Origin of the sequence: Lactiplantibacillus nangangensis (assembly GCF_005405065.1) — a bacterium.
Lineage (GTDB): Bacteria > Bacillota > Bacilli > Lactobacillales > Lactobacillaceae > Lactiplantibacillus > Lactiplantibacillus nangangensis.
Map to the genome: position 1 here is coordinate 224,687 of NZ_BJDI01000001.1, position 13,229 is coordinate 237,915.

At 45.6% G+C, this 13,229-nt stretch carries 10 protein-coding genes; 6 read left to right on the top strand and 4 right to left on the bottom strand.

Annotated features, from left to right (window positions below; all coding sequences use genetic code 11):
- Positions 1-89 precede the first annotated feature (89 nt).
- The 4 genes from jag to rpmH all read right to left on the bottom strand — a co-directional run bounded on the left by jag (position 90) and on the right by rpmH (position 2,785).
- Positions 90-968: an RNA-binding cell elongation regulator Jag/EloR gene (jag, locus tag FFM70_RS01020; RefSeq protein WP_137615005.1), complete on the bottom strand. Its 879-nt coding sequence runs from the start codon at positions 966-968 to the stop codon at positions 90-92.
- Positions 969-1,343: 375 nt separating this feature from the next.
- Positions 1,344-2,177 carry a membrane protein insertase YidC gene (yidC, locus tag FFM70_RS01025; protein ID WP_137615006.1) on the bottom strand — a complete coding sequence of 278 codons (834 nt, stop codon included), beginning with the start codon at positions 2,175-2,177 and terminating at the stop codon, positions 1,344-1,346.
- A gap of 15 nt (positions 2,178-2,192) precedes the next feature.
- Positions 2,193-2,537: a ribonuclease P protein component gene (gene rnpA, locus FFM70_RS01030; protein ID WP_137615007.1), complete on the bottom strand. Its 345-nt coding sequence runs from the start codon at positions 2,535-2,537 to the stop codon at positions 2,193-2,195.
- Between the two features lie 113 nt (positions 2,538-2,650).
- Complete coding sequence (gene rpmH, locus FFM70_RS01035) at positions 2,651-2,785, bottom strand: 50S ribosomal protein L34 (protein ID WP_003640225.1); 135 nt, start codon at positions 2,783-2,785, stop codon at positions 2,651-2,653.
- A gap of 506 nt (positions 2,786-3,291) precedes the next feature.
- Between rpmH and dnaA the strand changes: the two genes are divergently transcribed.
- The 6 genes from dnaA to gyrA all read left to right on the top strand — a co-directional run bounded on the left by dnaA (position 3,292) and on the right by gyrA (position 13,020).
- The gene (gene dnaA, locus FFM70_RS01040; RefSeq protein ID WP_137615008.1) at positions 3,292-4,653 is read left to right on the top strand and encodes a chromosomal replication initiator protein DnaA; all 1,362 of its coding nucleotides are present in this window, start codon (positions 3,292-3,294) and stop codon (positions 4,651-4,653) included.
- A gap of 177 nt (positions 4,654-4,830) precedes the next feature.
- The gene (gene dnaN, locus FFM70_RS01045; protein WP_137615009.1) at positions 4,831-5,970 is read left to right on the top strand and encodes a DNA polymerase III subunit beta; all 1,140 of its coding nucleotides are present in this window, start codon (positions 4,831-4,833) and stop codon (positions 5,968-5,970) included.
- 696 nt (positions 5,971-6,666) lie between these two features.
- The gene (gene yaaA, locus FFM70_RS01050; protein WP_137615010.1) at positions 6,667-6,903 is read left to right on the top strand and encodes a S4 domain-containing protein YaaA; all 237 of its coding nucleotides are present in this window, start codon (positions 6,667-6,669) and stop codon (positions 6,901-6,903) included.
- Positions 6,904-8,028 carry a DNA replication/repair protein RecF gene (gene recF / locus FFM70_RS01055; RefSeq protein WP_137615011.1) on the top strand — a complete coding sequence of 375 codons (1,125 nt, stop codon included), beginning with the start codon at positions 6,904-6,906 and terminating at the stop codon, positions 8,026-8,028.
- The gene (gene gyrB, locus FFM70_RS01060) at positions 8,025-9,971 is read left to right on the top strand and encodes a DNA topoisomerase (ATP-hydrolyzing) subunit B (RefSeq protein ID WP_137615012.1); all 1,947 of its coding nucleotides are present in this window, start codon (positions 8,025-8,027) and stop codon (positions 9,969-9,971) included. Before recF ends, gyrB begins: the two co-directional genes overlap by 4 nt.
- A gap of 505 nt (positions 9,972-10,476) precedes the next feature.
- A complete protein-coding gene (gene gyrA / locus FFM70_RS01065; RefSeq protein ID WP_379855488.1) occupies positions 10,477-13,020 on the top strand; it encodes a DNA gyrase subunit A in 2,544 nt (847 codons plus the stop codon).
- Positions 13,021-13,229 lie beyond the last annotated feature (209 nt).

Below are 13,229 nucleotides of genomic sequence, written 5' to 3' on the forward strand. Positions count from 1 at the left end.
ACTTTATCTAAAAGATAAGAATGATTAACACTTACTATAATAGCACATTTTTGATTTGTCAAACGCCTGTTTGCTTCCCAAATGGCCCCTTATTTGCGCGCGGCAACCACGACGGCCCGATGCGGATCACGGCCTTCTGAGAACGTCGTCACGTGCCGATTATTAGCCAGTTCCGCATGAATTAATTTGCGCTCAAACGATGGCATTGGATCCAAGAAAACTTGTTTGCCAGTGGCAATGGCTTCACGAGCGGTACTCTCCGCCAACCGTTCCAAAGTTTCCTCGCGGCGTTCCCGATAATCGTCGACATCTAACACCACGTTCACGTGCGAAGCGCCATGATGATTCATGTAGACTTGCGCCAAATCTTGTAAGGCGTTGATCGTGCGGCCATGCTTGCCGATCAAAAGACCTTGCTTAGCCGTGTCAAAATTCAAGGTGGCATAGCGATTGCCAAAATCAACATCCAAGTCTGCGGTGATGCCTAATTGTTTCACAACTTCGAGTAAGTACGCGCTCAGATCACGAACGGCCTGTTCATTAGCTGCCTGCCGCGCCGCAATTTGTTCTGGCGTGCGTTCTGGAGCGGCAGGAGCGGCACTGGCAGTCGAATTAACAACTGGTTGTGCTGATTTTGGTGTTGGTGTCGCAGTTGATTTTGCTGTGACCGTTTTTTTGGGCCGGGCGGCTGCCGACTTCGGCGCAGCAGCACTGACCGCTGATTTAGCCGGCGCTACCGAAGCGGCGGCGCTAGTGGCCGACTTTGCCACTGGCGCTGCCGTTGACCGTGGTGCGGCCGCTTGCGGTTTGAGCGTTAAGCGAACTTGTGCCGCCTGCCTGCCGATGCCTAAAAAGCCTTTCTTAGGTTCCGCGACCACTTCAACTTCGACTTGATCACGGGTTAATTTCAATTGTTTTAAACCAGCCGCCGTAGCAGCTGCGACGGTATTACCTTCAAATACTGTCATGCGATTTCCTCCTCGATAAAAATACCTAGGTTCATTATAGCATTACACCGTAGTGGGCGGGAATTCGGGGCGTATTTGCGACTTGTTGGGAGTTTTGACTATAAAATTACGGCTAAATTGGAGAACCGTCGTTATTGACTGAATAGTAAAAATAGATGCTATATGTATACTGATTTGGATTTCGTTAGGCGTCCTCCTCACAATTTTATAGCCGAAACGTGTTCGGCCAACCTGCGTCCTCCGCATAGCCTAGCCAGTTAACCACTCGGAAAATCGCCGAGTAATTAACTGGCTAGGCTATGCTCGGAAGCAACCCGGTTGACCTCACACTCTTGCAAAAAAAAAGACCCACCACATGGGCAGGTCCATTTGTATTTAACGTTTATGATTCCGAATCGCACGCTTTTTGGCTCTTTCAATGTTACGTACTCGGTCACGTTCTTTGGCCTTCTTCTCAGCCCGTTCACGATTAATCTTGAAGGGGTTTTGAAGTAATAAGGTCTGACCAACTTGGAACGCGTTAGAAATAACCCAGTATAACGACAACGCGGATGGCACGTTGATGGCAGTAATCAAAATGACTAATGGCATCAAGTACGTCATCGAAGTCGTCATCCCATTTTGCTCTGGTTGCGACTTCATCGACAACCATGAACTAGCAAACGTGAATAACGCCGCTAAGATCGGCAAAACGTAATACGGATCTTTGCTCCCAAGTTGTAACCATAAGAATGACCCAGTCTTCAACGCTTGAGTCCGCCAAATAGCTTGGTATAAGGCAATCAAAACTGGCATTTGAACTAGCAACGGCAACATGCTGGCCATCGGATGAACGCCATGTGCTGCATATAGCTTTTTCATCTCGGCTTGAAGCTTTTGTTGCGTTTCCATATCGCGTGATGAATATTGCTTTTGTAAAGCTTTCATCTGCGGTTGGATTTCTTGCATCGCAACCATGCTCCGAGTTTGGAAGATCATCAACGGTAAGATGATGACCCGGATAATCAACGTAAACGCGATAATCCCAAGTCCATAACTATGACCAAACAAGTTTGATAGCCAAATAATCGCCCGTGAGAAATTCAAGATGATCAAGCCATCCCAAAACCCGGTACTCTTATCCGTGATTGGGGTATTGCTACACCCACTCAAAACTAGCACTAAAGCTAGTACGGCCAGCATTGCCAGTATTTTTCTGTACTTTTTCAAACGAATGTCCTCACTTTAATCATTGTCCAGCAGGTGCGCTAGCTTTAGCGCATGGCTAAGATAAGCTTTGGTTTCGGCTTGCGACTTACCAGCAACGGTTGGTCGGGCAATGACGAGGAAGTCCGCATCTTGTTTAAGTTGCGGTTTCAACTCGGTGATTGATTGCCGAATCCGGCGCTTCACCCAATTACGAGCGACCGCATTCCCAATCTTTTTACCGACTGAGATGCCGACCCGAAAATGTGGTTGCTCCGGTTTATCCAAAACGTAAATGACAAATTGACGATTGGCATACGAGTTGCGGGTCTCAAAAACATGCTGAAACTCAGTTTCTTTTTTTACCCGATATGATTTTCGCATAATCCATCTCCATGTGTGCGCTCAAGCTAACCTGAGCGAATTGCTACACAACTTTACAGTCCTGAACGATGAGGTCCAGGACTGTAAAGAAAAAGCCACTGATTATCAGTGGCCTATGCAGACAATACTTTTCTGCCTCGTTGGCGTCGACGGGCTAACACTTTACGGCCATTGCTGGTGCTCATCCGTTTGCGGAAACCATGGACACGTTGCCGATGCCGCTTCTTTGGTTGGTAAGTTCTCTTCATCATGACACCTCCTTCTCTATAATGACATGAATCAATTCGATTAAGTCGTTATTTTCAAAACGCAGTCTAAACCTAAACGCATTTCCTGAATACTATAGCATAGATTGTCAATTTTGAAAACCACGAAATTTATTTCTTCTTATAGGATCGCTCAAAACTGACGCGAAAATTTTGGGCATGACGCTGTGGATTGACCGTGCAGCATTTTCGACCGTCCCCAAATTGTGCACAGGCTTATCGACAAAATGACAGCCTGTGATTTAGTTATCCACAAGGGTCTTTTTGAGTGTGTATAACTCCTAGAGATGCTGCTATATCAAGCTCGATTTCGAACGCACTGCTGTGCATAACTTGTTTAAAAATAAAATTAGTCACTTTTTCATCTAGTTGTGGATAACCTTAAAAACAACTTGTGATTTATTTTTATCTTCCCTTGTCCACTTGTGGAAAACTCAAGTTGTTCATGCTAGAATAGAATTACGTTTTTTAAGAAAAGGGGTATCCACGTGCTGGACCGTAATGACTTATGGAATATCATTAAGTTCTCCATGAAAGGTGATCTTTCATCGATCACTTTCCAGACGTTTGTCGAGCCGGCGAAACCACTCCAACTTAATAATTTACAGATGACAATTGAAGTTCCTACAAAATTGCATCGTGATTATTGGGAAAATAACTTGGCCGCAAAATTTACGGATTATGCCTTCCAAGCTACGAACGAGCAGATTACGCCAGTGATGATAACTGAAGAAGAACGTCAGCAGCTTACGAAAAACTCGCAAGCGACTACCGGTAACGTTGCTGCTGGTGAAACCACCACTGCAACTACCCCCACATTTATGCGGGAAACGAAACTCAACCCAAAATATACATTTGAAAGCTTCGTCATTGGTAAGGGTAACCAAATGGCGCATGCTGCGGCGTTAGTCGTGTCCGAAGAACCGGGCACTATGTATAATCCGTTGTTTTTCTATGGGGGCGTCGGGTTAGGTAAAACCCACTTGATGCACGCTATTGGTAACAAATTATTAGAGACCGACCCGAATAGCAAGGTTAAATACGTGACGAGTGAAGCTTTCACCAATGATTTGATCAACGCCATCCAAACGGGGACGCAAGAATCATTTCGTGAAGAGTATCGAAACGTTGATCTCCTGTTGGTCGATGATATTCAATTCTTTGCTAATAAGGAAGCAACTCAAGAAGAGTTCTTCCATACTTTTAATGCTTTATATGAAGACGATAAACAAATCGTCCTCACTTCTGATCGACTCCCCAACGAGATACCAAAGCTGCAAGATCGCTTAGTATCACGGTTTAAGTGGGGCTTGTCCGTTGATATCACGCCACCCGATCTCGAAACTCGGATTGCGATTTTGCGGAACAAAGCTGATTTAGAAGGCATCGACATTCCCGATGACACCCTAAGTTACATCGCGGGTCAAATCGACTCCAATGTGCGGGAACTTGAAGGGGCCTTGGCGCGGGTCCAAGCTTACTCACGCTTAAATAATTCACCAATCACCACGAGTTTAGTGGCTGACGCGTTGAAGAGCCTCAATCTGAGCAACAAATTGTCGGAAGTTTCCATTCCGGTCATTCAGGAAAAAGTTGCGAAGTACTATCACGTCACCATGGCTGAGTTGAAGGGTAAAAAGCGTAACAAACAGATTGTCACGCCGCGTCAAATCGCGATGTATTTATCCCGCGAATTGACGGACAGCTCGTTACCACGGATCGGGAATGAATTTGGCGGTAAAGATCATACGACCGTCATTCACGCCTACGATAAAATCTCGGCAGCGCTAAAAAACGACCCCGATCTCCAACAAGCGATCGGTGATTTGAAAAGTCAGCTCAAAGCGTAGTGTGGATAAAATTGCCTAAGTCCAAAAGTTTTCCACAACTTATGCACATGTGGAAAACTCGACAGGGCTAGGATTCAATAAACTTTTCCACATTACCCACCGCTCTACTATTACTACGAACTTTAAGATCTTAATTTAAGTTATAGACGCGCATCACGAAAAAGAGAGGATTTAGTTATGAAGTTCACGATTAATCGATCTGCATTTATTAAAGAATTAACTAACGTCCAACGTGCCATTTCATCAAAGACGACCATTCCAATTTTGACTGGGTTAAAATTAGATGTGGCCACTGAAGGCATTACCTTAACTGGTAGCGACGCTGATATCTCCATTGAAACCACGATTCCAGCTGATGATGACAACAATACGTTAGTCGTTGAAGATGCTGGTTCCATCGTTTTACCAGCCCGTTTCTTCAGTGAAATCGTAAAAAAACTACCCGAAGATACCATGACTGTTGCCGTTACAGACGGTTTTCAAACACAAATCACGTCTGGCGCCGCATCATTCACGATCAACGGTCTTGATCCAGAAAATTATCCGCATTTACCAGAGATCGATACGACGAATACCATCACGTTAGCTGGAGATGTGTTCAAAGAATTGATTGGTCAAACCGTTATCGCGGTTTCCAACCAAGAAAGTCGCCCGATTTTAACTGGGGTTCATTTTATTTTGGCTGATGGTGAATTTTTGGCGGTCGCGACCGATTCACACCGGTTAAGTCAACGTAAGATCAAGTTGCCAGAAGCCAATAACGCCAACTATGACGTGATTATTCCTGGGAAGAGTTTAACTGAATTGTCCCGGATGATCGGCGATGATAATCCCGACGTTCAAATGCGATTATCTGAAAACCAAGTCTTGTTCGTGTTAGGTCACACATCATTCTATTCACGGTTGTTGGAAGGTAACTATCCCGATACATCGCGGTTAATTCCAAAAGAATCCAACACGACGGTTGAAATTGAAGCGCCAGCATTATCCGCGGCCATTGAACGGGCTTCTTTACTTTCACATGAAAGTCGGAATAACGTGGTTCGGTTCTCAGTCAATCCAACCGACAAGACGATTACGATTTTTGGTAACTCACCAGATGTTGGTGAAGTGACCGAACAGTTGCAACCAGCCGAATTAGACGGTGATGAACTTGAAATTTCGTTCAACCCGGACTACATGAAAGAAGCTTTGCGGTCATTCGGGCAAGCGATGATCAAGATTTCGTTTACCATGGCTTTGCGGCCATTCACCTTGGTGCCAACTGAAGAAGGCGAAAACTTTATCCAGTTGATCACCCCAGTGCGGACGTTCTAAAGCAACTGAATAAATATTCAATTACGCTCAAAAGGGCCCGTGATTCCAAGTGAATCACGGGCCCTTTTTTAGATTAGCACATCGCTTGGATTGCTGATGCTTACTGGAATTAAGGTTTGATATAACTTTTAAAGTTACAAGTTGGCACGCTGAAATTTGATTTTATACAAATTAGCTTTTTCCCTGATCACTCAGCAGCGATTAACTGCGTTTGAAGTTGTCACTATCGGAGCGTTATGTTCAGTTGACGGCCGTTCTAGTTATCGATACAGGATTGGCCCTGTGAGCCAACGAAAGACGGTCTAAGCGATTCTAGCCTGCAATTTGACTAAAGACACCGACGTAAAATTAGCGTTGTTAGTGGTGCTCATAATGGGGCGTTACCGCCTAAAACCTGACTGGGCTTTTGGCAAAAGTGGGCGTTACTGACAATGATGTCTCGATTTTGCGAACTTTTGACGCGAAAAATCAGCCGATTTCGCGAAAATGCGTAAATATTTCGAATTCTAGCAAATTTACCCGGGGGTAAGTACCCCGACATTAGTTTTGCTCAAATCGGCTTAAATGAGCTCTCAACGCCGTTATAAATTGAATTCTTAATTAAAAACAGGTATAATATAACCTGTTGAGGAGTGTGTAAAAACACTCGGCACAGACGTTTGATAGCTTGTAATGAAAAGTTAGGCAGGTGACATTTTGAAAAAGCCAGTACAAATTGACACACCCTTTATCACGCTAGGGCAGTTGCTGAAGGAAGAGGCCATTATTAGTTCCGGTGGTCAGGCCAAGTGGTTTTTACGCGAGACCAAAGTTTTAGTTAACGATGAACCCGATGATCGGCGCGGTCGCAAGCTTTATCCCGGCGACACGATTGAAGTTGCGGATAACGGGTCATTTTTTATTCGCTCAAATCGGACAGAAACGACTGATTAGATGTACTTAGAAAATTTGGAACTGCACGATTTTCGGAATTATAAACAGTTAGCGGTGACTTTTAGCCAAGGCGTCAATGTGTTATTGGGTGAAAATGCCCAAGGAAAGACGAACTTGCTAGAAGCCATTTATGTTTTAGCACTGACCCGTAGCCATCGTACGGCTAACGATAAGGAACTCATTCGCTGGCAGGCGTCCACGGCAACTTTAAAGGGTCGGCTACATAAAGCAACTGGTAGCCTACCGTTAGAATTGGAACTGGGCAAAAAAGGTAAGCGCGCCAAAGTGAATCATTTGGAACAGGCCAAGTTGTCACAATATGTTGGCAATTTGAATGTGATCGTCTTTGCGCCGGAAGATTTAGCCATTGTCAAAGGTGCGCCATCTTTGCGTCGCCGTTTTATGGACATGGAATTCGGCCAAATGAGTCCTAAGTATCTCTATAACCTTAGCCAGTATCGGGCGATTTTAAAGCAACGTAATCAGTATTTACGGCAGCTGAATCACCACGAAGCTAAGGATAAAGTGTATTTAGGGGTGTTGTCGGATCAGTTAGCGGCCTTTGGTGCGGAAATTATTGCCAAACGCTTGGAACTGTTAAAACAACTCGAGCACTGGGCCCAAGTGATTCATGCCGAAATTACGCAAAACCAAGAACAACTGAGTTTTCATTACGTCACCCAAATTGCCGATGATCAATTAACGTCGGTAGACCACATTTACCAAACGCTACAAACCATGTATGCGCAACAGCAAGCCAAAGAAATCTTTCAAGGAACCACGCTGTTGGGACCGCATCGTGATGATCTCCAATTTAGCGTCAATGGTAAAAACGTGCAGACGTTTGGCTCACAAGGTCAGCAGCGGACGACCGCGTTGTCGGTGAAGTTAGCTGAAATTGATCTCATGAAGGCTGAGACGGGTGAATATCCGGTCTTACTATTAGACGATGTGCTATCAGAATTAGATGCTGCTCGGCAGACCCATCTGCTGACAGCAATCCAAAATAAAGTTCAAACTTTTCTGACGACGCCGAGTTTAGATGGCGTTGCCAGAAAATTAATCAATGAACCGAAAGTATTTGAAGTTAACCATGGCATTTTACATGAGGAGGAACCGCATTGACCGAAAATGAAAAAGAAACCAAACTTGAACGCGCTCGCGAATATGACGCCAGCCAAATTCAAGTTTTGGAAGGCCTCGAAGCTGTCCGGAAACGTCCCGGCATGTATATCGGGACGACCAGTAGTCAAGGACTACATCATTTAGTCTGGGAAATTGTCGATAATGGGATTGATGAAGCGTTAGCTGGTTTTGCTGACAAGATTCATGTGACCGTTGAAAAAGACAATAGTATCACCGTGACTGATAATGGTCGTGGGATTCCAGTCGGCACGCAAGCGAAGACTGGCAAGCCAGCTTTGGAAACAGTTTTCACGATTCTCCATGCTGGTGGTAAATTCGGCGGTGGCGGTTATAAAGTTTCCGGTGGGTTACATGGGGTTGGGGCTTCGGTCGTCAACGCCTTATCCACGGAACTAGACGTCAAGGTTTTCCACGAAGGCCAAGTTTATTACATGGACTTTGCCCGTGGTAAAGTCAAAACGCCCATGAAAGTCGTCGATACTTGCCCAGAAGATGCGCACGGTACCGTAGTTCATTTCTTGCCAGATCCAGATATCTTCCGAGAAACGACGACTTATGATATTGATATTTTAACGACTCGGATTCGTGAATTGGCCTTCTTGAACAAAGGTCTCCAGATTTCAATTCGCGATGAACGGCCAGAAGAACCAACTGAAAAAGATTTCTTGTATGAAGGCGGAATTCGGCATTATGTTGAATTCCTCGATAAGAATAAAACGGTCTTGTTCCCTGAACCAATTTATGTGGAAGGCGAACAAAACGGGATTACCGTTGAAGTTGCTTTGCAATATACGGATGACTATCACAGTAATTTGATGACGTTCACCAACAACATCCATACCTACGAAGGTGGGACCCATGAAGAAGGGTTTAAACGTGCTTTGACGCGGGTCATTAATGACTACGCCCGTAAGAATGGCTTGTTGAAGGATAACGAAGCTAATTTATCTGGTGAAGATGTTCGTGAAGGCATGACCGCTGTTGTCAGTGTCAAGCATCCTGATCCTCAATTTGAAGGTCAAACGAAGACTAAATTAGGGAACTCAGATGCGCGGGCAGCCGTTGATCGCCTGTTCTCAGAACACTTCAGCAAGTATTTGATGGAAAACCCTAGCATTGGCCGTAAAGTGGTCGACAAAGGGACGTTAGCTTCCAAGGCGCGGGTCGCTGCTAAGCGGGCGCGTGAAGTCACGCGGAAGAAGAGTGGCCTAGAAATCAGTAATTTACCTGGTAAATTAGCTGATAACACTAGTAAAGATCCTGAAATCAGTGAATTATTCATTGTCGAAGGGGATTCTGCCGGTGGGTCAGCCAAGCAAGGTCGTTCTCGTTTGACGCAAGCCATCCTCCCAATTCGTGGGAAGATCTTAAACGTTGAAAAAGCTAGCATCGATAAGATTTTAGCTAACGAAGAAATCCGGTCATTATTTACCGCCATGGGGACTGGTTTTGGTGGCGACTTTGATTTAAGCAAAGCCAACTACCACAAATTGATCATCATGACCGATGCCGATGTCGATGGCGCCCATATTCGGACGTTGTTATTGACGTTGTTCTATCGTTACATGCGGCCATTAGTGGATGCCGGCTTCGTTTATATCGCTCAGCCACCGTTGTATCAAGTGCGGCAAGGTAAATTCGTGAAATATATTGATTCCGATGAAGAATTAAAAGAAGTTGTCGGTCAATTGGCACCCTCACCAAAACCAGTTGTACAGCGGTACAAAGGGCTTGGTGAAATGGATGCGGAACAATTGTGGGAAACCACGATGGATCCCGACAAACGTCGCTTATTGCGGGTGCGCGATGAAGATGCCGCGGATGCGGATGGCGTGTTCTCCATGTTGATGGGGGACCAAGTTAAGCCCCGGCGTGAATTCATCGAAGACAACGCCGTGTTCGTTAAGGACCTGGACGTCTAAATTTAGCGGATTGTGGTTGCTTCATCGCCAACGAGGCGCCGTGACGGGCTGGAACGCGGTGAACGCGACTTTGAGCCGAAAACCGCGTCTCAAAGCTCGGTTTTCCCTAAGCCGCCAAGAGCGCGACTAAGGGAATCCCACGGCTGAGCCCCGGCGCCTAGTTGGCTAATATCCAGCTCAATAAATTTGATTGTCTGGCTATCGTCGTAGCTGGAGCCAATCAGTTGAACTACCGTGTCGAGCAAGTTAGCTGGGGAATTTTCCCCGCTTAGTGGCTGGCCGACTTTTAAGCCGTGATCTTACGGCTTGAAAGCGCCCTGCAGACCGCACTTTGGCTGCAGGTCTGCCGCACAGTAGTTCAACTGATTGGCGGAAGCGAAGCAAGCACAAAGCAAGTAATCAAGAAACTTAAAAACGAATTGGCAAACATAGATGAAGGAGGATACAAGACTTGGCTGAATCAGATTTACCAAATCGAATAACCGATGTGAACTTGTCCAAGACCATGCGGACGTCATTTCTGAGCTACGCCATGAGTGTTATCGTGGCGCGGGCCTTACCTGATGTGCGTGATGGGTTGAAACCTGTTCACCGGCGGATTCTTTACGGAATGAGTGAACTTGGGGTGACCCCTGATAAGCCGTATAAGAAGTCAGCCAGAATTGTTGGGGACGTCATGGGGAAGTATCATCCCCATGGTGACTCGGCGATTTATGAATCAATGGTCCGGATGGCTCAAGACTTTAGTTACCGCTACATGTTAGTGGACGGTCATGGGAACTTCGGTTCAGTCGATGGTGATGGCGCCGCCGCAATGCGGTATACTGAAGCCCGACTGAGCAAAATTGCCGTTGAAATGTTGCGCGATATCAATAAGGATACCGTCAACTGGCAACCAAACTACGATGATACCGAACGGGAACCAGAAGTTTTACCAGCCCGTTTCCCGAACTTGCTCGTCAATGGGGCGACCGGGATCGCCGTTGGGATGACAACGAATATTCCGCCACATAACTTGGCTGAAGTCATCTCAGCGATTCATTTGTTGATGGCTAACCCAGATGCGACGACCGCGGACTTAATGGAAGCTGTTCCGGGACCTGATTTTCCAACTGGCGGGATCGTCATGGGAAAATCTGGAATTCGTAAAGCTTACGAAACTGGCCGCGGGAATATTATTATTCGCGCCAAAGTGGATATTCAAGACCAAAAGAACGGTAAAGAACGAATCGTTGTCAGCGAATTGCCGTATATGGTCAATAAAGCAAAATTGATCGAACGAATCGCTTCTTTAGCACGGGACAAAGAAATCGAAGGTATCACGGATATCAACGATGAAAGTGACCGTGAAGGGATGCGGATCGTCATTGATGTGCGGCGTGATGCCAGTGCTTCTGTGATCCTGAATAACTTATACAAAATGACGCTGATGCAAACGAACTTTGGCTTTAACATGTTGGCCATCGTTAAGGGCGCCCCAAAAGTCCTGAGTTTGAAGCAAATCTTGATCTATTATTTGGAACACCAAGAAGACGTCATTCGGCGACGGACCCAATTTGATTTGAAGAAGGCCCAAGCACGGGCGCACATCTTAGAAGGTCTGCGAATTGCGCTTGATCACATCGATGAAATCATTACGATTATTCGACAATCACAAACGAGTGATGTTGCGAAGAACCAATTGATGGATAACTATGGGTTATCTGACAAACAGGCGCAAGCTATTTTGGATATGCGGCTGGTTCGATTAACTGGTTTGGAACGTGAAAAGATCGAAAGCGAATATCAAGATCTGTTGAAGTCGATTGCGGACTACAAAGCCATTTTAGGCAGCAAAGAACGTATCAACCAATTGATCTACGAAGAATTACTTGAAATTCAACGTAAATTTGGTGATGCGCGGCGGACTGAATTAATGGTCGGTGAAGTCTTAAGTATCGAAGACGAAGACTTGATTGAAGAAGAAGAAGTTGCCGTCACGCTAACGCATAATGGCTACATCAAGCGGCTTCCAACGACTGAATTTAAATCACAACATCGTGGTGGTCGTGGGATTCAAGGGATGGATGTCCATGATGATGACTTTATCGAACATTTGTTGACGACTTCAACGCATGATGTGTTGTTGTTCTTCACTAATGCCGGGAAAGTTTATCGGATGAAGGCTTATGAGATTCCTGAATACGGTCGGACGGCCAAGGGGATTCCAGTGATCAACTTGCTGGGCGTCAACTCTGGCGAAAAGATTCAAGCTGTTGTCAATGTCTCTGGTGATGCTAGTGACAGCGATAAGTTCTTGTTCTTTACGACGGTTAAAGGGGTCGTTAAGCGGACTCCCGTTCAAGAATTCTCGAACATTCGGAGTAATGGGCTGAAAGCCATCACGTTGAAGGATGACGATGAATTGATCGGTGTAACGATCACCGATGGCACGCAAAATATGATCATTGGGACGCATGATGGTTACGCCGTCAGCTTTGACGAAACGACCGTCCGCTCAATGGGTCGGACCGCTGCCGGGGTTCGTGGGATTCGCCTGCGTGATGATGACTTTGTCATTGGATTTGACATTCTCAAACCTGATAGCAATGTCTTTATCATTACCGAAAAAGGTTATGGTAAGCAAACGCCAGCTGCGGAATACCCAATCAAGGGCCGTGGTGGTAAAGGGATCAAGACGGCTAATGTGACTGAGAAAAATGGTCATTTGGCTGGCTTGACCACGGTTGCCGGCCAAGAAGATATTATGGTGATGACAAACCAAGGGGTTATGATTCGCTTTAATATCGCGACCGTTTCACAAACTGGTCGGGCAACCTTAGGGGTTCGCTTGATTCGTTTGGACGACAATGGTCAAGTTGCGACAATGGCGAAGGTTGATCCAGAACCATTGACTGATGACACTGAGAACGGTGAACAACCCGTTGATGGTGAAACCACCACTGACGAGGGGTCAACGGCAACGAACGGCGAGACCGCTAGTGAAGTTGTCTCAAGTGAAACACCAAACAGTGATCAAACAACCGATACACCAGATTCAGAAGCTTAATAACGAAGGTCGTTGCTAGTATTTTCGCTGGCAACGACCTTTTTTTCAGAAATAAAAAGTATTTCCCGGGCAATACTCGTAACTGATAGGTGTAACGTGTTCGGGAAAATTGTTACGTCGGCCGCTTCAAACCTTGCAACAAATAAAGTTAGATGTTATACTTTTAATTCGTGAGTATCTAAGCTTGATTAGATTACTTTCCTTGCTCT

Excerpts from the sequence above, each read along its gene's own strand:
- jag (WP_137615005.1), bottom strand. The coding sequence starts at position 968 with ATGACAGTATTTGAAGGTAATACCGTCGCAGCTGCTACGGCGGCTGGT.
- rnpA (WP_137615007.1), bottom strand. The coding sequence starts at position 2,537 with ATGCGAAAATCATATCGGGTAAAAAAAGAAACTGAGTTTCAGCATGTT.
- rpmH (WP_003640225.1), bottom strand. The coding sequence starts at position 2,785 with ATGAAGAGAACTTACCAACCAAAGAAGCGGCATCGGCAACGTGTCCAT.
- dnaN (WP_137615009.1), top strand. The coding sequence starts at position 4,831 with ATGAAGTTCACGATTAATCGATCTGCATTTATTAAAGAATTAACTAAC.
- recF (WP_137615011.1), top strand. The coding sequence starts at position 6,904 with ATGTACTTAGAAAATTTGGAACTGCACGATTTTCGGAATTATAAACAG.
- gyrA (WP_379855488.1), top strand. The coding sequence starts at position 10,477 with ATGCGGACGTCATTTCTGAGCTACGCCATGAGTGTTATCGTGGCGCGG.